Source organism: Pseudomonas tremae, from assembly GCF_023278125.1.
Lineage (GTDB): Bacteria > Pseudomonadota > Gammaproteobacteria > Pseudomonadales > Pseudomonadaceae > Aquipseudomonas > Aquipseudomonas tremae.
The window spans coordinates 4764605-4789336 of the sequence record NZ_CP066270.1; the positions used below are offsets into that span (position 1 = coordinate 4764605).

At 58.4% G+C, this 24732-nt stretch carries 21 protein-coding genes, 2 pseudogenes and 1 riboswitch; of the genes and pseudogenes, 6 read left to right on the top strand and 17 right to left on the bottom strand.

Annotated features, from left to right (window positions below; translation table 11 throughout):
• Positions 1-4 precede the first annotated feature (4 nt).
• The 12 genes and pseudogenes from I9H09_RS21540 to I9H09_RS21595 form a co-directional block, all read right to left on the bottom strand.
• Positions 5-484 (bottom strand): retropepsin-like aspartic protease family protein, encoded by a 480-nt coding sequence (locus I9H09_RS21540; RefSeq protein ID WP_162235245.1) that lies wholly within the window; start codon positions 482-484, stop codon positions 5-7.
• A gap of 38 nt (positions 485-522) precedes the next feature.
• Complete coding sequence (locus tag I9H09_RS21545) at positions 523-1497, bottom strand: esterase-like activity of phytase family protein (protein WP_183136765.1); 975 nt, start codon at positions 1495-1497, stop codon at positions 523-525.
• Positions 1497-3401 carry a DNA topoisomerase IV subunit B gene (gene parE / locus I9H09_RS21550; RefSeq protein WP_005888477.1) on the bottom strand — a complete coding sequence of 635 codons (1905 nt, stop codon included), beginning with the start codon at positions 3399-3401 and terminating at the stop codon, positions 1497-1499. The genes I9H09_RS21545 and parE overlap by 1 nt, the downstream gene beginning before the upstream one ends.
• A 75-nt stretch (positions 3402-3476) precedes the next feature.
• Entirely contained in the window at positions 3477-4094 is a 618-nt protein-coding gene (locus tag I9H09_RS21555) for a YqiA/YcfP family alpha/beta fold hydrolase (RefSeq protein WP_122347251.1), read from the bottom strand.
• 91 nt (positions 4095-4185) lie between these two features.
• Positions 4186-4992 carry a 3',5'-cyclic-AMP phosphodiesterase gene (gene cpdA / locus I9H09_RS21560; protein ID WP_122347250.1) on the bottom strand — a complete coding sequence of 269 codons (807 nt, stop codon included), beginning with the start codon at positions 4990-4992 and terminating at the stop codon, positions 4186-4188.
• 87 nt (positions 4993-5079) lie between these two features.
• Positions 5080-5441, bottom strand: a pseudogene (locus I9H09_RS21565) (hypothetical protein).
• A 274-nt stretch (positions 5442-5715) separates the two neighbouring features.
• Positions 5716-6162 carry a hypothetical protein gene (locus I9H09_RS21570; RefSeq protein ID WP_122347249.1) on the bottom strand — a complete coding sequence of 149 codons (447 nt, stop codon included), beginning with the start codon at positions 6160-6162 and terminating at the stop codon, positions 5716-5718.
• Between the two features lie 351 nt (positions 6163-6513).
• Positions 6514-6711, bottom strand: a pseudogene (locus tag I9H09_RS21575) (DUF1249 domain-containing protein); the annotation flags it as partial.
• 201 nt (positions 6712-6912) lie between these two features.
• A complete protein-coding gene (locus tag I9H09_RS21580; protein WP_005888472.1) occupies positions 6913-7362 on the bottom strand; it encodes a hypothetical protein in 450 nt (149 codons plus the stop codon).
• 2 nt (positions 7363-7364) lie between these two features.
• Positions 7365-8738, bottom strand: coding sequence for a polymorphic toxin type 24 domain-containing protein (locus tag I9H09_RS21585; RefSeq protein WP_122347248.1), 1374 nt, complete (start codon positions 8736-8738; stop codon positions 7365-7367).
• 259 nt (positions 8739-8997) lie between these two features.
• The gene (locus tag I9H09_RS21590) at positions 8998-9450 is read right to left on the bottom strand and encodes a DUF1249 domain-containing protein (protein ID WP_024670395.1); all 453 of its coding nucleotides are present in this window, start codon (positions 9448-9450) and stop codon (positions 8998-9000) included.
• Positions 9441-10058: an NUDIX domain-containing protein gene (locus I9H09_RS21595; protein ID WP_005888467.1), complete on the bottom strand. Its 618-nt coding sequence runs from the start codon at positions 10056-10058 to the stop codon at positions 9441-9443. The genes I9H09_RS21590 and I9H09_RS21595 overlap by 10 nt, the downstream gene beginning before the upstream one ends.
• Positions 10059-10266: 208 nt before the next feature.
• On the opposite strand from I9H09_RS21595, the gene I9H09_RS21600 reads away from it, so the two are divergent.
• The gene (locus tag I9H09_RS21600; protein WP_005888466.1) at positions 10267-11013 is read left to right on the top strand and encodes an RsiV family protein; all 747 of its coding nucleotides are present in this window, start codon (positions 10267-10269) and stop codon (positions 11011-11013) included.
• Here I9H09_RS21600 and cytX read toward each other — a convergent pair.
• On the bottom strand, positions 10982-12271 hold the full coding sequence (cytX, locus tag I9H09_RS21605; RefSeq protein ID WP_122347247.1) for a putative hydroxymethylpyrimidine transporter CytX: 1290 nt from the start codon (positions 12269-12271) through the stop codon (positions 10982-10984). The two genes, I9H09_RS21600 and cytX, sit on opposite strands and share 32 nt — an antisense overlap.
• A 276-nt stretch (positions 12272-12547) precedes the next feature.
• Positions 12548-14437 carry a phosphomethylpyrimidine synthase ThiC gene (gene thiC / locus I9H09_RS21610; protein WP_005888462.1) on the bottom strand — a complete coding sequence of 630 codons (1890 nt, stop codon included), beginning with the start codon at positions 14435-14437 and terminating at the stop codon, positions 12548-12550.
• A 156-nt stretch (positions 14438-14593) separates the two neighbouring features.
• Positions 14594-14698, bottom strand: a riboswitch (TPP riboswitch).
• Positions 14699-14860: 162 nt separating this feature from the next.
• On the opposite strand from thiC, the gene I9H09_RS21615 reads away from it, so the two are divergent.
• Positions 14861-16300, top strand: coding sequence for a TolC family outer membrane protein (locus I9H09_RS21615; RefSeq protein WP_024668688.1), 1440 nt, complete (start codon positions 14861-14863; stop codon positions 16298-16300).
• Between the two features lie 121 nt (positions 16301-16421).
• Here I9H09_RS21615 and waaA read toward each other — a convergent pair whose 3' ends face one another.
• Positions 16422-17702, bottom strand: a complete 1281-nt coding sequence (waaA, locus tag I9H09_RS21620; protein WP_122347246.1) for a lipid IV(A) 3-deoxy-D-manno-octulosonic acid transferase — start codon at positions 17700-17702, stop codon at positions 16422-16424.
• Positions 17703-17770: 68 nt separating this feature from the next.
• On the opposite strand from waaA, the gene I9H09_RS21625 reads away from it, so the two are divergent.
• From I9H09_RS21625 to I9H09_RS21640, 4 genes are read left to right on the top strand one after another with little or no spacing between them, the layout of a single operon-like run.
• Positions 17771-18103, top strand: a complete 333-nt coding sequence (locus tag I9H09_RS21625) for an SMR family transporter (RefSeq protein WP_005888457.1) — start codon at positions 17771-17773, stop codon at positions 18101-18103.
• A 48-nt stretch (positions 18104-18151) separates the two neighbouring features.
• On the top strand, positions 18152-19327 hold the full coding sequence (locus I9H09_RS21630) for an NAD(P)/FAD-dependent oxidoreductase (protein ID WP_122347245.1): 1176 nt from the start codon (positions 18152-18154) through the stop codon (positions 19325-19327).
• Positions 19324-20139, top strand: coding sequence for an aldo/keto reductase (locus tag I9H09_RS21635; protein WP_236502251.1), 816 nt, complete (start codon positions 19324-19326; stop codon positions 20137-20139). Before I9H09_RS21630 ends, I9H09_RS21635 begins: the two co-directional genes overlap by 4 nt.
• 37 nt (positions 20140-20176) lie before the next feature.
• A complete protein-coding gene (locus I9H09_RS21640) occupies positions 20177-21139 on the top strand; it encodes a hypothetical protein (RefSeq protein ID WP_055002358.1) in 963 nt (320 codons plus the stop codon).
• 34 nt (positions 21140-21173) lie between these two features.
• Here the strand turns inward: I9H09_RS21640 and hldE are convergent, their stop codons facing one another.
• Entirely contained in the window at positions 21174-22595 is a 1422-nt protein-coding gene (gene hldE / locus I9H09_RS21645) for a bifunctional D-glycero-beta-D-manno-heptose-7-phosphate kinase/D-glycero-beta-D-manno-heptose 1-phosphate adenylyltransferase HldE (RefSeq protein ID WP_024668649.1), read from the bottom strand.
• A gap of 124 nt (positions 22596-22719) precedes the next feature.
• Positions 22720-24522 carry a lipid A export permease/ATP-binding protein MsbA gene (gene msbA / locus I9H09_RS21650; protein ID WP_053479884.1) on the bottom strand — a complete coding sequence of 601 codons (1803 nt, stop codon included), beginning with the start codon at positions 24520-24522 and terminating at the stop codon, positions 22720-22722.
• Between the last annotated feature and the right edge of the window lie 210 nt (positions 24523-24732).

Sequence of the window (24732 nt, forward strand, 5' to 3'; positions counted from 1 at the left end):
CTCATCATTTCGTTGACTGGCGCAGCAGCAAGTTACCGCCACGCTGTGTGAATTCGAGTTGTTTCATTGCGCTCATGCCCAGCAGCACCTGCTCGCCATCAAGGCCAGGGGCTATCAGCGCGCGTACGTTGTTCAGGACAATATCGCCCAGCTGCAAGCGGTCCAGCGTGGTGCGAAAACCCTGGCTATTACCGTTGGCGGTACTGACCGTGACCGGCAGACCGCGCTTGAGCCCCAAGCGGTCAGCCATGTCGCCGGGTACGGCGACATCGGTCGCGCCGGTATCGATCATGAACTCCACCTCTCGGCCATTGATCTGGCCAGTACTGACGAAATGCCCTTGGCGATTGCCCATCAGCTGCACTTCGATATAGCCGTCTCCGTGTTGCGAGGTCACGACAGCATTAGGGTTTTGCTGCCTGTCTTCCCAATCGCCGAAAAAGCGTGTCGCCAGAAACAGGCCAGCCGCCCAGGCCATGATCATCAATACCTTGCCAGCGCGCTTGCCGGGCTGTATCTCGCTCACTGACCTGCGCTCCAGCCGTCCTGTGGCGCCGCGAAGCGCCAGACAATCGGGCGCTTCTCGCCATCGGCGCGGGCACCAAAATTGTTGTCTATGCCGACCCATGCGCCGGTCGCATCAACCACCAGCGCCTCCGTCAGGCCATAAGGCTGATCGTAGCGTCGAGATGGCACCATCGCTTCATCGGCGAACGACCAGCAGCGTTCGACTTGACCACTCTGAAGGTCACGCCGACAGATTCGGTACACTGCGCGCTCCAGCGTGAAAAGCTTGTCGTTGTACAGCGACAGGTCGGAAAAGTCCGTGGATACACTCTTGCCCCCCTGCTCTGCCGGCAGCCTGTCCTGGCCTGACTCGGAGAGCAACACGCAGCTCTGTCCACAGCTCCATTGCCGCCCATCAAGCCGCGTCATGAGCAAGCCGCGCTTCTCGCGTTCAGCAGCCAGCCAGATGCGGTCACCGGCAGGGCTCACGGCGATCCCTTCGAAGATGGCATTGAAATGCTGCAGCATGCCTTGAGCGCGAGCCTGTTCGATCAGATCCTCGGGCAACGGCAGCCATGACGGCGCACCGCTGACCGGTACTTTGAGGACCGTGCCATAGGCTTCGCTGACCAGGTAGCGATTACCGGCAGAGTCACAACTGACACCTTCGAAATCCAGATCGCCGCCGCGCACCAGCGCCGAAACACGAGCGAGCACGCGCAAATCCAGCGGCAGAAAGCTTTGCGGCGAAGGCACGTCGATGCTTTGCAGCTCGGCTTTCCAGGTGTTTCCAGAGACATCAAGGCTGTAAAGCAGACTGTCGTCACGGTCCGAAACGGTCCAGAGCCGACCGTTGCACATGGCCAGGCCCGAAAGGTTTCCACCCACCATGCCGTCCACGGGATGCTCGGATTGCAGCTTCAGGACTTCAAGGGGGGCGGCGAAAACCGGCGCGACCACAAGAACCAGAAGAGCGAGCCAGGCTCGCATCAAGTCAGAACCTCGGCGAGGTTGCCCTTGGATTCGAGCCAAGACTTGCGGTCACCTGCACGCTTCTTGGCCAACAGCATGTCCATCATTTCCGACGTTGCCGCGTAATCGTCCAGCGTGAGCTGCACCAGACGCCGCGTATTTGGGTCCATGGTGGTTTCGCGCAGCTGCGGCGGGTTCATTTCACCCAAGCCTTTGAATCGGGTGACCTGTGGCTTGCCGCGCTTCTTCTCGGCTACGAGACGGTCGAGAATCCCGTCGCGCTCGCTTTCGTCCAGCGCGTAGTAGATTTCCTTGCCCAGATCGATCCGGTACAACGGCGGCATGGCGACATAGACATGGCCAGCATCGACCAGCGGACGGAAGTGCTGGACGAACAGCGCGCACAGCAACGTGGCGATGTGCAGCCCGTCCGAGTCGGCGTCGGCAAGGATGCAGATCTTGCCGTAACGCAGCTGGCTGATATCGGCAGCCCCTGGGTCGACACCGATGGCGACCGCAATGTTGTGCACTTCCTGACTGGCAAGCACTTCGCCGCCGTCCACTTCCCACGTGTTCAGGATCTTGCCACGCAACGGCAGGATCGCCTGGAATTCCTTGTCGCGCGCTTGCTTGGCCGAACCGCCTGCGGAATCACCTTCGACCAGAAACAGCTCGGAGCGCGCCGGGTCCTGACCGGCACAGTCGGCCAGCTTGCCGGGCAGCGCCGGCCCTTGAGTGATGCGCTTGCGTTCGACTTTCTTGCTGGCCTTGAGGCGACGACCGGCGTTGTTGATCGCCAGATCGGCCAGTTGCAGGCCAAGTTCCGAGTGAGTGTTGAGCCACAGACTGAAGGCGTCCTTGACCACGCCCGAGACGAACGCTGCCGCTTCACGCGACGACAGACGCTCTTTGGTCTGGCCGGAAAACTGTGGCTCCTGCATCTTCATCGAGAGGACGAAGGCAATGCGCTCCCAGACGTCTTCCGGCGCGAGCTTCACGCCACGCGGCAGCAGATTGCGGAACTCGCAGAACTCGCGCATCGCATCCAGCAAGCCCTGGCGCAAACCATTGACGTGAGTACCGCCCTGCGCCGTCGGGATCAGGTTGACGTAGCTTTCCTGAACACTGTCGCCCCCTTCCGGCAGCCAGAGCAGTGCCCAGTCGACAGCTTCCTTGTTACCGGCAAAACTGCCGCAGAAAGGCTCATCCGGCAGACGCAGGAAGTCTGTGACCGAGTCCTGCAGATAAGAGCGCAGACCGTCTTCGTAATGCCACTCGACTTTCTCGCCGCTGGATTTGTCTTCGAAACTGACCAGCAGGCCCGGGCAAAGCACAGCTTTGGCCTTGAGCACGTGTTTGAGACGGCTGACCGAGAATTTCGGGGTGTCGAAATACTTGGGATCAGGCGCGAAATACACGCTGGTGCCGGTATTGCGCTTGCCGACGGTGCCGATGACTGCCAGCTCAGTGGCCTTGTAGCCATCAGCGAAAGTCATTTCGTATTCGTTGCCATCACGCTTGACCCGCACCCGGACCTGGGTGGAGAGCGCGTTGACCACCGAAATCCCCACGCCGTGCAGGCCGCCGGAGAATTGATAGTTCTTGTTGGAAAATTTGCCGCCGGCGTGAAGCTTGGTCAGGATCAGTTCAACACCGGACACGCCCTCTTCCGGGTGTATATCCACCGGCATGCCACGACCGTCGTCGGACACTTCGAGTGAATTGTCGGCATGCAGGATGACCTGCACCGAGCGCGCGTGACCGGCCAGGGCTTCGTCGACGCTGTTGTCGATGACTTCCTGAGCCAAGTGATTGGGCCGCGAGGTGTCGGTGTACATGCCCGGACGTTTACGAACCGGATCGAGGCCCGAGAGGACTTCGATGGCGTCTGCGTTATAAGAGCTAGCGCTGGGATTGGCCATGGGTTCTCGTTATCAAGCTTTCATGAAATTTCGGGATTCAATGTTCTTGCATTCATGTGACCGGGCATCGATCACCTACAGTGCCGACAGGTCGATCGTCTGCAGTAGATCGGGTGCAAAGCCGGCAAAACTCAACAGCGCAGGCAGCCGCTCGGCAAACCCCTGAAAGCTGTGGTCACCGCCCGCCTGAATGCGCAGGGCGCAGGCCCGGTAAAACTTCTCGGCGCGACGGTAATCGAGCGTCTCGTCACCGGTCTGCAGCCACACTTGAAAGCGCTGCGGGTCTTGCGGCGCCGGGACTTCCAGCTCCGCCAGCGCCTGAATATGGTCTTCGGTCAGCTGCCATTGTTCGCTGGTGTACAGGTTCTGCTGCGTGCCGAGAAACCCGTCGAACAGCTGATGCGGATTGACCGCCGGGTTGATCAGCACGGCCCTGAAGCCATGACGCTGCGCCAAGTGAGTCGCATAGTAGCCGCCGAGCGAGCTTCCGACCAGCAATGGGCGGCCCAGTGTCTTTATGGCGGACTCGAGTTGAAGCATGGCCTGAAGCGGATGGTGATGCAGTTCAGGCACTTGCAGGCGATCTGCCAAGCCCAGCGATTTCATCAGCGCCACCAGCTGGCAGGCCTTTCTCGACAGGGCCGAGCTGTTCAGGCCGTGGATATACAGCAATGAAGGTGTGTCGCTGGTCACGCTATCGCTCCAGAGTGCAGGGCAAAGCCGTGTAGTTTACAGGGAGTCACGCTACAACACCTCACCGGAAACGTGTCGACCTGCGCATTCTTCAATACCCTGTGCCGCCGTAGTCCACTTCGAACGCCATACCGGTCACGCGCGAAACTGCGGTTTCCAGGCGTCCATCGTCATGCAGCCGCAACCAGCGATAGCCCGGCGCCGAGGTATCCACCTTGAAGTCCACGCTGCCCGGCGCGAACTGAATGCAGGTAGAAGGAGATGCCAGCAGGCGCACGCCATTGCGCATCTCGTCGAACTCCTGATGCACATGCCCCCAGAGCACGGCCTTCACCTGTGCAAAGCGATCCAGCACCGCAAACAACGCATCGGCGTTGCGCAGGCCGATGGGCGCCATCCATTCACAGCCGATGGCCACCGGATGGTGATGCAGGCAGACCAGATGATGCCGGTCAGGCGCTTCGCTCAGCGATTTTTCCAGCAGCTGTAATTGTCCGGCAGCCAGAAAACCCGGCACCGAGCCAGGCACTGCCGAGTCCAGCAGTGTTATCCGCCATTGGCCGATATCAATCACAGGGTCCAGCAGGCCGTCGCGCTGTGCAACATGCTCCATCTGCGGCAATTCGTCGTGATTACCTGCGAACCACCGCGCAGGGGCAGCAATTTTCCCGCTTATCTGGCGAAACGCTTCGTAAGACTCGACGCTGCCATCCTGAGAAATATCTCCGCTGGCAACGACCAGATCAATCTGCGGCTGCTCGGCCAGCACCCGCTCAACGACTTTTTCCAGACTGTCCCGGGTACTCATACCCAGCAACGCCCCGTCCGCCTTGGCGAACAGGTGGCTGTCGGATAACTGGACCAGCAGGACTGACGATTCGGGGGCTGCGCTTGGCAAGACCGTCTCCCAGAGAGGATTCAGCGCGATTATGTGATGTGCCAGCGGGCGGGTAAACCGGGAATGTGGGTGCGAGTGATGATTGGTTCACATTTGTTGAGGTGCCCGGAGTTTAAGAGCAACACAAACAACCAGCAAAGCCGCCACTGTGCCTGCCAGTCCAGCACCCAAGAGATGACCCGGCAAGTATTCATAGGGCATATAGGGTCGGATACATCCCGCAAACACTAGAATCAAAGCCATGCTGAGAACCATTCCTGCCAACCCTGCCAAATGGACGGTCCACGGAATGAGCCTTAGCGAAAAATGCCGATGACCGTGCCAACAATGGATGCACATATAAAGTGTTCCCGCCGCAGCGCGCTGCCGATAAGGGACATCAATCCAACATAAAGGAAAAAGTTGAAAATAACGCCAGAGAGAGAGACGCTATCCGGGCCCGAAGTCACCCATCGTGATGTCACGACAAGCGAATCAAGCCGACAGCCATTCAGGTAAGTTTCCACATAATGCATAAGTGCTGCCCGACTATAAGTTCAGGATAAATATAGGCCGTGGCATTTAAAATTAAAGCTGACAAGGTAAGTGCGAGGCATTTTCAGAAACAGCCTACCTATCCGGCGCAGGGTATCTGCCATGTGTAGATGACAGACAAGGACCATATGCTGCGATCCGGCCTATTCTTTTCACTTTGAAACTCAGCCGGCAATGGGTAAAGCCGGGTTATTGCTTACACAACGTAACCCACACCTCATCCAGGTCATCCTCAAGTATAAGCCTTGCTTCGAAACCCGAGTCAGGAAACTGTCGATTCAGCTTTGTATTCCAGCAGTCACGTATTACCGCACCTAGCTCGGCTGCGTCTTCATAGCTAATATCACCTAACAAACTGGTAAGCTCAACCATATTCACCCAGAAAGCAACTCCAAGAGTACCTACCTCACCCAGCAAGGTTTCCTTTCGTTTCAAATCAGTGTAATTTTCTTCAACAAAATACTCTCCCTCTCGGCAAAACAATGTCGGATTAAACAAAGCGGCAAAGCTCATAACAAAATCATCACTCAAGCCCTCATGGACTCTGATCATGTAAAAATAATCAAACCGCGAAAGCCCATTTTTATTAACAGCCAAATAATCTTCATAACTATTCTTAGGCATGGAATCACTCACCTTGGATACTCTTCATCTGTAGAATATCGGACAATTGGGCTATTGAGAGAGCGTAGACCGTCGCTGTGCTGATTAACTTTAGTAAACTTAACATTGGGTCGTTCATATGAGCCATGCGGCTTACCCGAGCCTCGATATTGTTTGAAGGTGCCATCTTCATGAGAGAAGTGATCTGTGCGCAGTCCGAGGGGCTGAAAACAGGGGAGCGAGTCTAAGGGCTGGCGCTAAGGCGTCGAGCCTTGAAAAGTGTCGGAGTATTGCCAGACAGGCAGTTAATACGGCCCTGCTGCAATGCCACCGACGTCGGCGGCTGTCGCAAGCAATATGTGTTCAGAATGTTGCAGGGGGGTTTTAACGAACTGCTTCAAACTCATGCCCGCACGCCAGACAATGGCTCAGCCATTCGCCCAGAAACAGATTGAGCTGGGCTTTTTCGTCTGGCTGATGCATGTCGGCATTGGGGTATGGATAGATGCCGCGGAAGCGTCGTGCATGTTCGGCACCAATGACTTCGGCCATGCGTGCAATGTGATAGACCTGCACGTCGAGCCCCCTCATGAGGTCATACGAGGCAACCCGATCAAATGCACACAACGCCTCATCATGAGCAACACAATACCGATGAGCCCGCCAATGATAGATATAAAAGGAACGCCCCCAGCGCACCCTGCCAACGGTCAGAGACATGACGCCAGTGTAAAGAAGGCCGAGTTATTGCTTACAAAATACCCGACCACTCGAACGCATGCGTCATTCTGAAAAGCCAATTGTTACGAAAACCTCTCCAGCCTCATCATCGACAAGCGCTCTGGCCTGAGCGAAGGAAGATCCGAACTCGGATGCGAGTTTGGCATTCCAGCTTGCAGCTAAAGCGTTAGCAACATCGGCAGCCTCTTGGGTAGTCAGGTTTCCGAACAAACCAGTGATCTCGAGCAAATTCATCCAGAATTGATTTTTTGCCTTAGAGTTAGGGGTTTTCAACAATGATTGGTAGTAGCTTTCGTCAAAATTATCGACAATAAAAACACACTCATCCACCACTTTAAACTCAGGCCAGTACAGCCTGGCCATCCACAGCGCAAAGTCAGAAGGTAAATGCTGCGTATGATAGATGGCGTGAACGTAATCAAACCCCGTGACAGTATGTTTAGTGTTAGCGGCCCGAAAAGATTGGAAGTCAAAAATTTTAGGGTTTTCCATGTTTAGCTCCTTGGATACTCATCAGGCGTAGGTTCACGCACGCGCCCCTTATCTATATATACTTGTCCAGTATCTGGATTGACGTTAATTTCACTTGCCTTGACATTCGGCCGCTGAATCGGCCCATGTTCTTTCCCAGCCCCTCTGTACTGTTTCCAAGTCCCATCCTCATAGTAAGTTGTGTACTGGCCAAGCCTTCCTGGCTTTTCAAGAATCGTATGTGCCCGCCCTTCAGCCTCAGGGTCCTGCGATGGCGGTTTATTTCGAGACTTTATACGAGGCGCAGCTACCGGCTCTGGTACAACCCCCTTCGCCCGATCAATCACGACCGTCTGCGATCCGCTCCCAGCCCCCTCAGCATGTCCTTCTGCGTGAATACGCGCAATCTTGAGATGACGCCCCAGCTGTTCCAGCACTTCGCCAAGCTGCTTGAGTGCTGGTGATAAATGCGAGCTGACAGCAACGACACGTGCTGCCAGCCCAACACCACCGGTCAGGTAGACCAGTAGCGCGGCGAGCACGATCTCGAAAACCATACCTCCGGTCAGTTGGAGGATAGATTCGTGGTTTTGAATCTTGACGTACTCTTTGGCGAAATGCGCCAGAGCAAGCTGACTTTCATTGTCCTGAAAAATATAACTCGCGACTTCGTAGGCATGCGCCATCTTTTCGCGGCTGATCGTAGCGGGATCAAAACCCAGCGCTTCTGCCAGCTCACGGTGCTGAGCAGCAGAATATTGCTCGATAAAGGAATCGAGCCAACTGCCACCCGGTAATACTTCTGCGTTCCATGCCGACACAGCAGCACTGGAGAGCGCATCAAACGGATTGATCAGGTCTGAAAATTCTGCAACCGACTTGACAAGCCCCCATGCGCCATAAAGAAACCCCTTGCCCAACGCTGCCCCGGCATAAAAAGTATTGGCTGCGCCACTGCGTTGCTCCTGAATCGTTTTTAGCCGATCAGCCTCCAGCCTTTCCACGTTGAGAATCTCTCTCAACACTCGTTTCAGTTCTATGCGAGGCGCACTTGGCTGCTTTTTGGACTCAAACCAGGGATGCAACCGAACCTTGTGCTCATGCCCCGCGATAACCTGGCTAAGAAAGCTTTTGGAATCGAGTTCTCCCTGAATGACCTTGCCGTCAGCCTGGGTAATGCCCCAAGAGCAACCCGTCAGGCGCTCACCGTTACTCCACAGAAAACGAATGCCTATAAGGCAGCTAACCTGCGGCTCAGCACCGTGAAACGTTCTTGGTAGAGGATTTTCCCAGGTGTACTTTGATGCCCGAGGTGCAGGCCTTGGCTTGCCGGACTCTTTATGCCGACATACGCTTGGAGTGGGCGAATAATTGCCTCTGGTGTCGTAAACACCCATTACGATGATTCCCTGAATCAGCGACCTTGCATCTGTGTGCCGAGGCGTGCGGTCAAGCTCTCGCACAGCGAGAGAAGTGATCTGTGCGCAGTCCGAGGGGCTGAAAACAGGGGGCGAGTCTAATGACTGGCGCTAAGGCGTCGAGCCTTGAAAAGTGTCGGAGTATTGCCAGACAGGCTGTTGATACGACCCTGCTGCAATGCCACCGGCATCGGCGGCTGTCGCAAGCAATATGTGTTCAGAATGTTGCAGGGGGGTTTTAACGAACTGCTTCAAACTCATGCCCGCACGCTAGACAATGGCTCAGCCATTCACCCAGAAACAGATTGAGCTGGGCTTTTTCGTCTGGCTGATGCATGTCGGCATTGGGGTATGGATAGATTCCGCGGAAGCGTCGTGCATGTTCGGCACCAATGACTTCGGCCATGCGTGCATCATGATAGACCTGCACTTCGAGCACCGGCACCGGCAGCCAGGGCAGGCTGTGTTCTTGGCGGACTTGCAAGGTCGTGGTGTATGGGCAGTCAAGCAGCACTTCGACAGCCAGAACGCCCAGCATCTGGTCGCCCTGGGTGACTGCGACCCGGCGCGAACGCTGTTCGTTGCGCATGTCGGGCAGCAGGCGCATCAGGCGCGCATAGTTCGCCTCGCACGCTGCCTGCAGCCCGGCAAGATCGACACGATAGCGGTCACGCAACAGATTCAAGACCATAGCCCCCTTATCTCGGCACGGTTCAACGCCAGCCATTGCAAAGCGATGATCGTCGAAGCGTTTTTGATTCTTCCGTCCTTGACGGCTTCCAGTGCATCATCGAACGACCAGATCGTAACCCGGATGTCTTCGCCCTCGGATTCAAGGCCGTGCAATCCACCCGCCCCTTCGCTGCTGCAGCGCCCCATGAACAAGTGCACAAATTCATCACTGCCGCCCGGCGACGGAAAATATTTGGTGATCGGCCACAGTGCGTCGAACACCAGTCCAGCTTCCTCTTCTGCCTCGCGATGAGCAACTTCTTCCGGCTGTTCGTCCTTGTCTATAAGACCGGCGACCAGTTCTATCAGCCAGGGGTTTTCAGTCTTTTTCATGGCGCCGACGCGGAACTGTTCGATCAGCACCACCTCATCACGCTTGGCATCGTAAGGCAGCACGCAGACGGCATCGTGACGAACGAACAGCTCGCGGCTTATTTCCTTGCTCATGCCACCTGCAAACAGCTCATGGCGCACGTGCAACTTGTCCAGCCTGTAGAAGCCTTTGAAGCAGTTTTCACGGCTGATCGTTTCAAAAGCCGTGGGTGCAGTTCGTGTGGTCTGGGTCATGGAATTCTCGCTTGCCGCCATTTTTGACATCGGGCCATCCTAACGCGCATCGACGGTCGGATGCAGCCCCCTTGAACATGCAGGGTAGACGGTCGGGGCATAAAACAATTCTAATCTGCCACCTGGCGAACCGAAGTCGCCGTTTAGAGTCAAACCAGCCTGCACACGCACAACGCAACCGCCTTTTTTGACACTGCCAAGGATCAACATGTCGTTATTGAGGATCACTTCACTGGCTTGCCTGGCCCTGTTGCTCGGCGCCTGCCAAAGCCTCTTCACGCCCAACATGCGCACACCGCTGCAAGTCCAGCGCGATGCGTCCGAGCTGATCAAGCCGGGCTGCACAACCGCAGACTGCCCGCTGGTGAACATCGATACGGTGCATTTCCCCGATGAGCCGCGTCTGGACGCTATCGTCCAGAAGACGCTGCTGCAACTGACGGTCGGTGATACCAGCATCTCGGCGCCGCCATCAATCAAAGCCTATCAGGAGCAGTTTCTGAGCCAGGCCCAGGGTAAAAATGCCAGCTACCTGCAAGCCAAGGTACGCGAGCAGCATGACGGTATCGTGGTTGTAGAACTGTCCAGCTACCTGGATAACGGCGGCGCTCACGGCAATCCTGGTCGAGCGTTTATCAACTATTCGCGTCAGCAGCAGAAGGTCCTGACGCTGGCCGACATGATCATCCCGGGCAAGGAAAGCGAGTTCTGGCAGAAGGCCCAACTGGCCCATCAGAGCTGGCTGCTCTCGACCAAGATGAATGAAGACAGCGAGTTCATGAAGACTTGGCCTTTCAAGCGCACGCCGCATATTGCGCTGACTTATGGGGCCGTGATCCTCAAGTACCCAGTAGATACCATCGCGCCGTATTCGATGGGGCACATCGAGCTGAAGGTTCCTTATCCTCAGCTCAACGGCATCCTCAAGCCGGAACTGTTTCCCGGTCGCGGTTGATTGATAAGCCGATCAACAGCTGCAACACGCCAGCGACGATGAGCGCTGGCAGTGTTGCGCCCACCTCAGGCCAGAGATTGGCCAACAGGTGATAAGTGCTGATACCCCCCAGCCACGCCAGCAGGCTCATCCAGCGTAGCCCGTCCTTCCCGACCTGACCCGTGCGACGACACAGGATGAAATGGTCGACCAGCACCACGCCGAACAGCGGCGCAAACACCGAGCCGATCAGCAACAGGAAATTCTGGTACTGGGCCAATGGCGCCAGACAGGCGATCAGGGTGCAGGTGATGCCAATGACCAAGGCCAAATATTCGACCTTGATGCGTGACAGCAACGCACTGGATACCGCAGCCGAGTGAATATCGGCAAATGCGTTCTCGGTTTCATCCAGTAGAATCAGCAGCAAGGGGATCCCCATGCCCGCGCCAGCCAACGCCAACAACAAGGCATTGACCTCGCCACTCGGTGCGAACGCCAGGGTGTAGGCGACACCGAGGCTCATCAGCCAGAAATTGCCCATAAAAAAGCCTATTGCGGTGCCACCGAATACGCTTTTTGCGCGTCGGCCAAAACGCGAATAGTCGGCGATCAGTGGCAGCCAGGACAGCGGCATGGCGATGGCAATGTCGAACCCGGAGGCAAACGGCATCGAACCGTCACCGGACGTTGCCCACAGCGCAGCCAGATCAGCTTTGGCGAGCAGGTTCCAGGTCAGCCATGAGCAGGCTGCCAGCAGAATCCACAGGCCCCATTTGCGCAAAAACCGCCGCACGAAGGTCAATGGTCCACTGACAGCCAGGAGCGTGGCCAGTGCGCCGAAAACCAGCGTCCAGAGCAGCGGGCTGGCCCAGAGGCTGCCGTCTGCAAAGGCCCGAGCGCCCAACAGACTGGCAGCATCGCGCATGACGATGATCTCGAACGAGCCCCAGCCGATCAGTTGCAGCAGGTTCAGGACCGCTGGCAGCGATGCACCTTTGCTGCCCAGGCTGAGTTTGAGCGCTGCCATGGATGACAAACCAGTGTCGCTGCCGATCACCGCGACACTGGCGAGCAGCAGAACCCCCACCAGCGTGCCGAGAAAAATCGCCAGCATCGAGCCGGACATGCCCAACCCCGGCGCCAGCAAGGCCCCGGTTTGCAACACCATCAGGCCGATACCAAGGGAAAACCAAAGGGAAAACAGATCTCGCCCGCCGAATACCCGCTGGCTGTCGGGCACGGGAATGTCAGGTGAATAGGTGCCGGGTGTGTTCACGTTTGTGTCTCGTGTGAGGTGTTGATTCGGTGATTCGGGATCGGACGCGGAGCTTCCAGAATGGCATGCCCACGCTGGAGCATGGGCACGACCAGTGTTCCTACAGACACCTCTCGTTCCTCAAGCTCCGCGTGGGAATGCCTTGGGTGACGCTCCGCGTCACAATCTGCGCCGTATCACACATTAAGATCGGACGCAGAGCGTCCAGAACAGCGCTACCGCGCAGAGCGTGGGAGCGATAACCGCTAGCGGTGTTCTGTCTGCACCTGTCGTTCCCTACACTTTCTTGTACAACTGGCTGCCTTCCTGTTTGAAGCGCTCGGCCTGTTCGGCCAGGCCTTTGGCAACATCTACATCCACTGCTTCAATCCGCTGGTTGGCGGCGTATTCACGCACTTCCTGGGTGATTTTCATCGAGCAGAATTTCGGCCCGCACATGGAACAGAAATGCGCGACCTTGGCAGAGTCCTTGGGCAGGGTTTCATCGTGATAAGAGCGCGCGGTATCAGGGTCCAGGCCGAGGTTGAACTGGTCTTCCCAACGAAACTCGAAACGCGCCTTGCTCAGCGCGTTGTCGCGAATCTGCGCGCCCGGATGACCTTTGGCCAGGTCAGCCGCATGGGCAGCGATCTTGTAGGTGATGATCCCGGTCTTCACGTCATCCTTGTTCGGCAACCCCAGGTGTTCCTTGGGCGTGACGTAACACAGCATGGCGCAACCGAACCAGCCGATCATCGCCGCACCAATGCCCGAGGTGATGTGGTCATAACCCGGTGCAATATCGGTGGTCAGCGGGCCGAGGGTGTAAAACGGTGCTTCGTCGCAGCACTCGAGCTGCTTGTCCATGTTCTCTTTGATCAACTGCATCGGCACATGGCCCGGGCCTTCGATCATGGTCTGCACGTCATGCTTCCAGGCAATTTTGGTCAGTTCGCCGAGGGTTTCCAGTTCACCGAATTGCGCCGCATCGTTGGCGTCGGCAATCGAGCCCGGACGCAGGCCGTCGCCCAGCGAGAAGCTGACGTCGTAGGCCTTCATGATTTCGCAGATATCTTCGAAATGGGTGTACAGGAAGTTTTCCTGGTGATGCGCCAGGCACCATTTGGCCATGATCGAACCACCACGACTTACAATACCGGTCACACGCTTGGCGGTCAGCGGCACATAACGCAGCAGTACACCGGCGTGAATAGTGAAGTAATCGACACCCTGCTCGGCCTGCTCGATCAACGTGTCGCGGAACAGCTCCCAGGTCAGGTCTTCGGCGGCACCACCGACTTTTTCCAGCGCCTGATAAATCGGTACAGTGCCAATCGGCACCGGCGAATTGCGGATGATCCACTCGCGCGTTTCATGAATGTGCTTGCCGGTGGACAGGTCCATGACCGTGTCCGAACCCCAGCGAATGCCCCAGGTCAGTTTGGCGACTTCTTCTTCGATGGAAGAGCCCAGCGCACTGTTACCGATGTTGCCGTTGATCTTCACCAGGAAGTTACGGCCGATGATCATCGGCTCCAGCTCGACGTGGTTGATGTTGGCCGGGATGATCGCGCGGCCACGGGCGATCTCTTCACGTACGAACTCGGCGGTTATTTCCTTAGGAATGCTGGCTCCGAAGCTGTGCCCGGCATGCTGCTGGGTCAGCAGGCCCGCGGCGCGGGCTTCCTGAAGCTTCATGTTTTCGCGGATGGCGACGTATTCCATCTCGGCGGTGATAATTCCCTGACGCGCGTAGTGCATCTGGCTGACGTTGGCGCCGGCCTTGGCGCGGCGCGGGTTGCGCACATGTGCAAAGCGCAGCGCGGTCAGCTCGGCATCGCTCAGGCGTTGCTGACCGAAGTTGGAGCTCAGGCCAGGCAGACGCTCGGTGTCATTGCGCGAGTCGATCCAAGGCGAACGGACGTCGGCCAGACCTTTGCGCACGTCGATAATCACGTTGGGGTCGGTGTAGGGGCCTGAGGTGTCGTAGACAGTTACTGGTGCGTTGATTTCGCCACCAAAATCGGTCGGCGTGATATCCAGGGTCACTTCGCGCATCGGCACGCGGATGTCCGGGCGTGAGCCCTGAACATAGATTTTCTGCGAACGGGTAAACGGCTGTACCGATCCGGAATCGACCTGCGCCGACTCGCTCAAATGGGCTGTGTTTTTTGGTTTTGTACTCATCACGGGCTCTCCAGACATCCGGTTGCGGATTTATTGTCGGAGTAACCTGAACATGACGGACGGACGCACCAGTGCTGATGCCGAGTATCGAAAGGAGGCGAAACTGTTCATTATTTGAACAATCGACCCCGGACGATACTCAAGAGGACTCGCCGGGAGACGAGAAATCTTGTTCCCTACGCAGGCGCTAACCTGATCAGGTTCAACGGGATCCGGTTTAACCGATCTCAGCCTCATAGCAAGGCACCCCGACAAGAACGCGGCCAGTCTATGCTGGGGCGCGGTCGTAATGCCAGCCTATTTGCAAGGGGCTCGATAAATGGCGTAAATCGCCGATTGTTGAGTAAAGCGTCTGGCTCTACACTCGCTAACCCGGTTTTTCTTCAAACTGTGATTACTTTCTTCATGAACAGGGAATGCCTCATGTTGCGCAAACTTTCGTTGGTCGTGGCTGTTTCGTTTGCGTCCAGCGGGCTGACCTGGGCTGCCGACTTGCCAATGCCGACCAGGACTGGACTGTTGAACGTGTACCAGCAGGCGGTGGACAACAACGCAGACCTCGCTGCTTCTCGCGCCGACTACGACGCCCGCAAGGAAGCCGTGCCGCAGGCGCGAGCCGGTTTGCTGCCGAATATTTCCGGCAGCGTCCAGAACACCAACACCCGCACCAGTATTGACCGGCCCAGCGCCGTAGCCACTCGCAGCGGCACGGTTTACCAAGCCACCCTGAGCCAGCCGATCTTTCGCGCCGACCGCTGGTTCCAGCTGCAGGCTGCCGAAGCGGTCAACGAGCAGGCAGCGCTGGAGCTTTCGGCCACCGAACAGAACCTGATCCTGCAATCTGCGCAGAGCTATTTCAGCGTTTTGCGAGCGCAAGACAACCTTGCGTCGACCAAGGCTGAGGAAGCAGCGTTCAAACGCCAGCTGGATCAGGCCAACGAGCGTTTCGATGTTGGTCTGTCGGACAAGACCGACGTGCTGCAGGCGCAGGCCAGCTATGACACGTCACGCGCCAGCCGTTTGCTCGCCAAACGTCAGGTGGACGATGCCTTTCAGGCACTGGTGACGCTGACCAATCGCGAATACAACTCCATCGAAGGCATCGTGCATACCTTGCCGGTGCTCGCCCCCACACCCAATGACGCCAAGGCCTGGGTCGACACCGCCGCGCAGCAGAACCTCAATCTGCTGGCCAGCAACTATGCCGTCAGCGCTGCCGAAGAAACCCTGCGCCAGCGCAAGGCCGGGCATGCGCCGACACTCGATGCGGTCGCTACCTATCAGCGTGGCGACAACGATTCACTGGGTTTCAACAACCCCAACTACACCGGGCAGAATTACGGCGGTGATGTCGAGCAGCGCAGCATCGGCGTGCAGTTGAACATCCCGATCTACAGCGGCGGGCTGACCAGTTCGCAAGTGCGTGAGGCCTATTCGCGGTTGAGCCAGACTGAGCAACGCCGCGAAAGCCTGCGCCGTCAGGTAGTGGAAAACACCCGCAACCTGCACCGTGCAGTGAATACCGATGTCGAGCAGGTACAGGCTCGCAAGCAGTCGATAATCTCTAACCAGAGCGCGCTGGAAGCCACGGAAATCGGCTATCAGGTCGGCACCCGCAACATCGTCGACGTGCTGGACGCGCAGCGCCAGTTGTATGCCTCGGTGCGCGATTACAACAACACGCGCTACGACTACATCCTCGACAACCTGCGCCTGAAGCAGGCCGCAGGCACCCTCAACCCAGGCGACCTGCAGGACTTGTCACGCTACCTCAAGCCGGACTACAACCCGGACAAGGACTTCCTGCCGCCGGATTTGGCGACTGCGGCGCAGAAAAACTTCGAGCGGCCTGCACAGCGCTGACAAGATGGCGCAGAGCGTCACGGAATGCATTCCCACGCTGGAGTGAGGAATGAGAATCTCAACTATCGTGCCCATGCTCCGCGTGGGCACGCAGTTCTGGACGCTCCGCGTCCTTGCCGATTCAGCGCTTGGCCATCAAACGCCCGATCCCGTCCAGCAAGCGCTGCAAAGCGCCCTGATTGGCTTTCATCACCGCAAGCCCGGCATCGGCCATGCTGCGGGCCTGTTGTGGCTGGTCGATCAGGCGCTGCACCGCGGCGGCCAATGCGGTCGCATCGCTGACCTCTTGCAAGGCACCGGCATTGCGCAGCATTGCGGCTATCTCAAGGAAGTTGAACAGGTGCGGGCCGCTCAGTACCGGTTTGGTCAGTGCCGCAGGCTCCAACAGGTTGTGTCCGCCGTTGGGCACCAGGCTGCCGCCAACGAAGGCAATGTCGGCCAACGCATAGAGAAACAGCAATTCGCCCATGGTGTCGCCCATCAGCACCGAAACCTCCGGAGTGACAACCTGAGCGGATGAACGCCTAACGGTGACAAAACCCTGCTGGTTACACAGCGCATGTACGCTGTCGAACCGTTCGGGATGCCTTGGGACCAGAATCAGCAATGCATCGGGGTGCGTGGCCAGTAACCTACGATGCGCGGCCAAGGCAATTTCGTCTTCGCCTTCATGAGTGCTTGCCGCAATCCATACCGGACGCTGCGCTGCCTGCCATTGCTCGCGCAGTTGCGCGGCGTGTGCCAGCAATTGCGGATCGACGCTCAGGTCGAATTTGATAGAACCGGTAACAGCCACGCACTCGGGACGCGCGCCCAGATCACGAAAACGCTGTGCTTCCACTTCGGTCTGCACCGCGAACCAGGCCATTTCCGCCAGCATCGGTCGCGTCAGTTTCGCAAAACGTGCATAACCCCGCGCCGACCGCTCGGACAGCCGCGCATTGGCAAGCACTACGGGGATTCCGCGCCTGGCGCACTGATGAATATGATTGGGCCACAGTTCGGTTTCCATGATGATGCCGAGCCGGGGCTGCACATGGTCAAGGAAACGGCCGGCGGCCCACGGCAGGTCGTATGGCAGGTAACAGTGCTGAATGCGTGGCTCGCTGGCGAACATCGCCTTGATTCGCTCCGAACCTGTGGGCGTCATGCAAGTCACAGTGATCGGCAGTTGCGGATAGTGCGCCAGCAGCGCACGAATCATCGGCGCTGCAGCGATGCTTTCGCCCACCGACACCGCATGCACCCATATCCCGCCGCGCTGCATGGCAGGCAAGCCACTGGCGAAACGCTCACCGATGCGCTGGCGATACGCAGGGGCCTTGCGCGCACGCAACCAGAGGCGCAGGGCCACCAGCGGCAGGCCAAGATGAAACAGCACGGTATAAAGGGTTCTATTCATGGCGCGGAGTTTATCAGCCCGCCATCACAAGCCGCTAGAATGCGCAGCCTGACGAAAAGGAATGCACCATGAACGCTTACTACCTGTTGGCTATCGCCGTCTGCGCGGAAGTCATCGCCACCACGTCCATGAAAGCCGTCAAGGGATTCAGCACCCCCCTGCCCTTACTGTTGCTGATCACCGGCTATGCAATCGCATTCTGGATGCTGATTCTGGTGATGCGCACTATCCCGGTCGGTATCACCTACGCCATCTGGTCAGGCATGGGCATCGTCCTGGTGAGCATCGCAGCGTACTTTATCTACGGCCAGAAACTCGACCTGCCGGCCCTGCTGGGCATGGGAATGATCGTGGCTGGTGTGGCGGTCATCCAGCTGTTCTCGAAAACCGCCGGGCATTGAAAACCTGATCCTTTATAATGCTGGTACTTTTTGCTCACTGAGGTGCTCATGCCATCGGTTATTTCCACTGACGTGCTGATTGTCGGGGCTGGCGTAGCCGGTCTCTGGCTCAATGCCCGGTTGCGTCGTCAAGGGTTCTCGACAGTGCTGGTAGAAAGCGCCAGCCTGGGTGGCGGGCAAAGTCTAAAGTCGCAGGGGATCATTCACGGCGGCGCCAAATACGCCCTGCACGGCGCGCTGTCCGGTGCCTCCGAGGCCATTGCCGACATGCCCCGCCGCTGGCGTGAAGCGCTCGACGGCAAGGGCGAGCTGGACCTCTCGGGGGTGCGCCTGCTGTCCGAAGCCCATTACCTGTGGTCGCCTGGCACCCTTGCCGGCAACCTGACCAGTTTCTTCGCCAGCAAGGCAGTGCGCGGCCGCGTGGATCAGGTCAAGGGCGAGCAATTGCCGCCCGCCCTGCAAAACCCGAAATTCAAGGGCAAGGTCTATCGGCTGGCCGAACTGGTGGTCGATGTGCCCAGCCTCATCGGACGACTTGCACAGCTTGCAGATGACAGCCTGCTGGCGGGGCAGAATATCGAGCCGCTTTACGAGGCAGACGAGCTGGTCGGCCTGCGTGTCGATGGTCGCGCCATTCATGCCCAGCGCATTGTGCTCAGCGCAGGCGGAGGCACTGCCGACCTGCTGAACGCGCTTGGCGTGTCGCAGCCACAGATGCAGCGCCGTCCGCTGCACATGGTGCTGGTCAAGGGGCCCACCCTGAAACCGTTGTTCGCTCATTGCCTGGGCGGCGGCACCAAGCCACGCATCACGGTGACGACCCACCCCGCAGCCAATGGCCAATGGGTGTGGTATCTGGGTGGCGATCTGGCCGAAGCCGATGGCGTGGCCCGCGAACCGGACGCGCAGATTGTCGTCGCCCGCAAGGAGCTTGAAGCCTTGCTGCCGTGGATCGACCTGAGTCAGGCGCAATGGGCGACCCTGCGAGTGGACCGAGCAGAGCCTGCCCAGTCAGGGCTGGTCCGCCCGGACAACGCCTTTCTCGATAGCCAGCATCGTCTGATGGTGGGTTGGCCAACCAAACTGGCGCTGGCTCCGGACTTCGCTGACCGGGTTCTGTCGCAGCTGTCGAGGGACGGCATCCACCCAACGCCACAAGCACCGCTGGTGGACGTGCCACGGCCGCCAATGGCCATACCTGTCTGGGATGAACTGCTGCCATGAGCCTGAAGACCCTGCACGACCTGCATCGCCCCCTCGGCAGCACCGGCCTGAGCGTCTCGCCGCTAGGCCTGGGCACCGTCAAACTAGGGCGCGACGTGGGCGTCAAATACCCCAGCGGTTTCAAAATTCCCAATGACCAGCAGGCGCAGATGCTGTTGCGCATGGCCCGCGACATGGGCATCAACCTGATCGACACCGCACCGGCCTACGGCAACAGCGAGGAACGCCTCGGCCCTTTGCTACGTGGTCAACGCAATGACTGGGTGATCGTCAGCAAGGTTGGTGAAGAATTCGACAATGGCCAGTCCAGTCACGATTTCAGCGCGGCACACACCCGCAAGTCAGTCGAGCGCAGTCTGAAACGTCTTGAAACTGACTTTCTCGACCTGGTTCTGGTGCATTCGGACGGCAACGACCTGGCGATTCTCAATGAGGCAGAGGTGTACCAGACGCTCGCCGAACTCAAGCGCGAAGGCAAGATCCGCGGCTACGGTTTTTCTGGCAAAACGGTCGAGGGCGGCCTGCTGGCATTGCGCGAAGGCGACTGCGCGATGGTCACCTACAACCTCGCCGAACAGCACGAAAAACTGGTCCTGGACTACGCTGCCGCTCACGGCAAAGGCATTCTGGTCAAAAAGGCGCTGGCCAGCGGTCATGCCTGCCTGACGCCCGGCACCGACCCGGTGCAGGCCAGTTTTCAACTACTGTTTGAACACCCGGGAGTTGTCAGTGCTATTGTCGGGACCATCAACCCGCTGCACCTGGCGCATAACGTTGCCACCGCCGCTGCCGTAATTTGCCGTCAAGCCTGATTTAAGGCGGCCGACCCCAACGCAAGAAGGAGCCGTTATGCCGCGAACACTGATCCGGAAAAACCCCAGCAACTTCAAGACTCTGCCGCTGTTTGTCGAAGCCACTCCCGAAGGCCTGAGCTATCAGAGCGTCGGCATGCCGATGAACTTCGCTCAGACCTTGCAGCGGCGGCGCAAGATCGAAGTGCAGGACACCGAGCGCTTCTCCGCCGAACTGGCCAACCTGGGAGTTTCGGTGCGCCTGACCGTCAGTTGGCAGAATCGCGATTACTGGGTGCTGGTCCGTCAGCGTCGTCAGGACCGCGGTGACGTGGTACTCAAGCTGATTTCGGGCTACGTACCGGCCCACGAGCTGGCATTGCCTCTGCACACAGCTATTCAGGAAGTGGCCGAAGAATGCCTGATCGAAACGCCTCAAGGCTGGCTGAACGGCCTGTTCAAGGAAACCTGGCTGCCTGCGCCTTACGCTGCGGCGCTGCATTATCGTGATGCCCTGCCCTTTCGCCTGAGCCCGCTGTCCGGTGCCGCTCGCCCGGTACGCAGCGGCAACCTGACACTCATCGAACGGCCTCGGGCCTACGTGCATCTGCCCACAGCGTCACTACAGCTGATTTACGACATGCGCCTGGAAATCCCCAAAGAGGCGCGCCCGATCAGCTTGTTCCACGTCGATGAGGCGCTGGAAAACAATGAACTGGTCGCCCGCTTGAACCGCAGCAAACCGGACCTGTACCTGATGCCGCTGGAAAACGGATCGCCGCTACCCGAGTTGTACACGCTGAAACGCGACAAGCTGAGCCCTGCAGGAACTCGCGGGCTGTATCTGGCAGAGAGTTTCGCTGCCCAGGATGGCTGGGTGGTGAGAGAGGAGCGGATTCGCTGGAAAGACTGGTTGCGCCAGCAGGGCATGGCTCCGCCACCGAAGAAAACCGGCTTCAAACGCCTGACCGTCAAGGCTCGGGAACTGTTGCAGATGGCTCGGGGCAGCCTGAGCAAGTAGCTGCAAGCTTGCGGCTTGCAGCTATATATTGCCGTTACTGACTGCGTATCTTCTCGACGATGGCCGTTGTCGAGCTGTTTTCCACCAGGCCCAACACCCGCACCTCGCCGCCGTAGGCCTGAACGATATCGGCGCCGACCACCTGATCGACTCCGTAATCCCCACCTTTGACCAGCACGTCAGGCTTGACGTGAGTCAGCAGGTTCTCGGGCGTGCCCTCAGGGAAACTGATCACCCAGTCCACCGCGCCCAGCCCGGCCAATACGGCCATGCGCCGGTCAACGCTGTTGATCGGACGCCCCGGCCCTTTCAGGCGGCTGACGGAAGCGTCGTCATTGACCGCCACAATCAAGCGATCGCCCAGTGCCCGCGCCTGTTCCAGATAGGTTACGTGACCGGCATGGAGGATGTCGAAGCAGCCATTGGTGAAGACGATTCTTTCCTTGTGCGCACGCGCATCATCGACCGCCAGCAGCAACTGCTCCAGGCCCAACACGCCACGCTCGGAGCCTTCTTCGCGCTGGATGGCACGGCGCAGCTCAGGGGCACTGATTGCAGCAGTACCCAGCTTGCCGACCACGATGCCTGCCGCCAGGTTGGCCAGCGCAACGGCATGGGGCAATTCTTCGCCCGCCGCAATCGCCGCTGCCAACGTGGAAATGACGGTGTCGCCCGCGCCCGTCACGTCGAACACTTCGCGGGCTCTGGCGGGCAGGTGCAGCGCCTGTTGATCAGGACGCAGCAACGTCATGCCATGCTCGCCGCGAGTCACCAGCAAGGCGCCCAGATCGAGTTCCTGCATGAGTTGCGCCCCTTTGGTGACCAATTGGGCTTCATCGACGCAGTGACCGACAATGGCCTCAAACTCGCTCAGGTTCGGGGTGATCAGGCTGGCACCACGATAAATCGCGAAGTCCTTGCCCTTGGGGTCGGCCAGTACCGGGATGCCACGCTTGCGGGCGGCCTGAATCAGCGCCTGATGGTTTTTCAGTGCGCCCTTGCCGTAATCGGACAGGACCAGCACCTTGATGCCGTCCAGCAAACTGTAAACTTCTGCGCTCAGCGCCAGCGGGTCGGTGTTGAAGGGTTCTTCGAAGTCGATACGCAGCAACTGCTGGTGGCGACTCATGACGCGCAATTTGACGATGGTGGGCTGGTCGGCGATGCGCTGAAAACGCGCCAGAACGCCAGCTGCCTTAAGGCTGTTAGCTAGACTTTCGGCGGCCTCGTCGTCACCTGTCACACCGACCAGAGACGCCGGCGCGCCCAGCGCAGCGATGTTCAGGGCTACGTTGGCGGCACCGCCCGGACGGTCTTCGATCTGATCGACCTTGACCACAGGCACCGGCGCTTCAGGGGAAATACGCGAGGTACCACCATGCCAGTATCTGTCGAGCATGACATCACCGACCACCAGGACAGGGGCCTGATCAAAGCGCGGCATGGTTAGCTTCATGGAACAACCCGTACTAGAAAAATGGACAGGGGCGGAATCTTAGCACAGGGGTTTGCAACCGACAGGCTGTTGAGTTTCGCCGCCATAAGGCAGGCGGGCTGCATCAGCCCGCCCGATAGTGAGGTCAGACAGCGCCGACAGGAGCAGGCTCATCCAGCCCCATTGCATGCAAACGAGCGTAGTAGCCATTCTGCGCAAGCAGCTCTGCATGGGTGCCCCGCTCGACGATCTGCCCGGCGTCCATGACCAGGATCAGGTCGGCCTTTTCGATGGTCGAAAGGCGATGGGCGATGACCAGCGTGGTACGGCCCTTCATGACGTGATCCAGCGCCGCCTGGATGTGCCGCTCCGATTCGGTATCGAGGGCGGAAGTCGCCTCGTCGAGAATCAGCAGTGGCGCATTCTTGAGCAAGGCGCGAGCAATCGCCAGACGCTGCCGTTGACCACCGGACAGCAACACGCCGTTTTCGCCCACCTGGGTGTCGAACCCTTGCGGCAGTTGGTCGATGAATTCCTTGGCGTACGCATCGGCGGCAGCGGCCTCGATATCGGCACGCGGCGCCCCTGCCAGGTCGCCATAAGCGATGTTGTTGGCGATGCTGTCATTGAACAGCGTGACGTTCTGGTTGACCTGAGCAATATGCCTGCGCAGGTTGCGCAGCCGGTAATCATTGATCTCGACGCCATCGAGCAGAATATTGCCCAGATCGTGACCATAAAACCGCGGGATCAGGTTGGCCAGCGTCGACTTGCCGCTGCCAGAACGGCCTACCAGGGCGATCATCTGCCCGGGCGCCGCCGAGAAGCTGATGTCGTTCAGGACCTGACGCGCAGTTTCCGGATAGAAGAAGCTGAGGTTCTTCACCTCGAGATGGCCGGAGACACGCTCACGCTCGATAGAGCCGGTGTCGACCTCTTCTTCGACATCCAGCTGCTCGAAGATGCTTTCGGCACCTGCCACGCCCTTCTGAATGGTCGAACTGACTTCCGACAACTGACGGATCGGCTTGGGCAACAAGCCCGCAGCCGTGATGTACGCCACCAGATCGCCTGCGGTTGCATCGCCACGCAGAAACAGCACCAGAAACATCAGCACCGCCATGGCGGTGTAGATCACCAGTTGCAGCATCGGCGTATAGATTGCGCCGGTCTTGGTCATGCGCAGTTGTTTGCGGGTATTGCTGTCACTGGCCTGAGCGAAGCGCGCCTCTTCGTAGGACTCGCCGCCGAAACTGCGCACCACGCGATAGCCATGAATGGTTTCCGACGCAACGTGGGTCACGTCGCCCATCGCCACTTGAATCTTCTTGCTCTGCTTGCGGAATTTCTTGCTCGCACTGCCCACCATCACGGCAATCAGCGGCAGGATTGCCAGCATCACCAAGGTCAGCTTCCAGTTCATCATCAACAAGTAGATGAACAGGAACACCACAGTCAGGCCTTCGCGAATCACGACCTTGATAGCATCGGTGGCAGCACCGGTCACCATGGTGACGTTGAAGGTGATTCGCGAGATCAGGTGACCAGAATTGGTCGTGTCGAAATAGCGGTTGGGCAGGACCAGCAGTTTGTTGAACAACTCGACCCGCAGGTCATGCACCAGCCCCAGCGAGACCTTTGCCAGGAAATAGTTACCCAGAAACGAGCCAAGCCCCTGCCATGCAGCAATCAGAACGATCAGCAGCGGCACGGCCTGCAGCAGTTGCAGCTCCCGCAGGTAAGGCACATTGGGAAACAGCACGGCCTCGGGATTGGTCAGGCCATCGACAAAGTATTTCAGGATGCCCGCGAGCATCGGCTGGGTCGAGGCGAAAATCACGAAACCAATGATACTGAGCAGGAAAATGCCCACATACGGACGCACGTAAGACAACAGACGGAAATAGATTTTCACGCTGGAGGTTGCGGACGATTCGGAAGTTGTCATGAGAGTCCGTCGTGTTAAAAAGAGGCCGAATTGTATCACAGCAGTTTTCGCGGCTGCCTGCTGCGGTAACATAGGCGGCCCGTCCATTCCCGAGGGCTTCTGATCGCTGCCCGAAGCCTGCAAGCCTGGCTTCTGCCCGAAGGGCCAGAATCGAAGACAGGCTTATGTATGACGATCATTGGGCCCTTGGGGCGTAAAAACCGGAGTATC

What these genes read in the sequence shown, in the direction of transcription:
- I9H09_RS21540 (WP_162235245.1), bottom strand. Translation starts at nt 484, where the DNA reads ATGATCATGGCCTGGGCGGCTGGCCTGTTTCTGGCGACACGCTTTTTC.
- I9H09_RS21545 (WP_183136765.1), bottom strand. Translation starts at nt 1,497, where the DNA reads ATGCGAGCCTGGCTCGCTCTTCTGGTTCTTGTGGTCGCGCCGGTTTTC.
- parE (WP_005888477.1), bottom strand. Translation starts at nt 3,401, where the DNA reads ATGGCCAATCCCAGCGCTAGCTCTTATAACGCAGACGCCATCGAAGTC.
- I9H09_RS21580 (WP_005888472.1), bottom strand. Translation starts at nt 7,362, where the DNA reads ATGGAAAACCCTAAAATTTTTGACTTCCAATCTTTTCGGGCCGCTAAC.
- I9H09_RS21585 (WP_122347248.1), bottom strand. Translation starts at nt 8,738, where the DNA reads ATGGGTGTTTACGACACCAGAGGCAATTATTCGCCCACTCCAAGCGTA.
- I9H09_RS21590 (WP_024670395.1), bottom strand. Translation starts at nt 9,450, where the DNA reads ATGGTCTTGAATCTGTTGCGTGACCGCTATCGTGTCGATCTTGCCGGG.
- I9H09_RS21595 (WP_005888467.1), bottom strand. Translation starts at nt 10,058, where the DNA reads ATGACCCAGACCACACGAACTGCACCCACGGCTTTTGAAACGATCAGC.
- I9H09_RS21600 (WP_005888466.1), top strand. Translation starts at nt 10,267, where the DNA reads ATGTCGTTATTGAGGATCACTTCACTGGCTTGCCTGGCCCTGTTGCTC.
- thiC (WP_005888462.1), bottom strand. Translation starts at nt 14,437, where the DNA reads ATGAGTACAAAACCAAAAAACACAGCCCATTTGAGCGAGTCGGCGCAG.
- I9H09_RS21615 (WP_024668688.1), top strand. Translation starts at nt 14,861, where the DNA reads ATGTTGCGCAAACTTTCGTTGGTCGTGGCTGTTTCGTTTGCGTCCAGC.
- waaA (WP_122347246.1), bottom strand. Translation starts at nt 17,702, where the DNA reads ATGAATAGAACCCTTTATACCGTGCTGTTTCATCTTGGCCTGCCGCTG.
- I9H09_RS21625 (WP_005888457.1), top strand. Translation starts at nt 17,771, where the DNA reads ATGAACGCTTACTACCTGTTGGCTATCGCCGTCTGCGCGGAAGTCATC.
- I9H09_RS21630 (WP_122347245.1), top strand. Translation starts at nt 18,152, where the DNA reads ATGCCATCGGTTATTTCCACTGACGTGCTGATTGTCGGGGCTGGCGTA.
- I9H09_RS21635 (WP_236502251.1), top strand. Translation starts at nt 19,324, where the DNA reads ATGAGCCTGAAGACCCTGCACGACCTGCATCGCCCCCTCGGCAGCACC.
- I9H09_RS21640 (WP_055002358.1), top strand. Translation starts at nt 20,177, where the DNA reads ATGCCGCGAACACTGATCCGGAAAAACCCCAGCAACTTCAAGACTCTG.
- hldE (WP_024668649.1), bottom strand. Translation starts at nt 22,595, where the DNA reads ATGAAGCTAACCATGCCGCGCTTTGATCAGGCCCCTGTCCTGGTGGTC.
- msbA (WP_053479884.1), bottom strand. Translation starts at nt 24,522, where the DNA reads ATGACAACTTCCGAATCGTCCGCAACCTCCAGCGTGAAAATCTATTTC.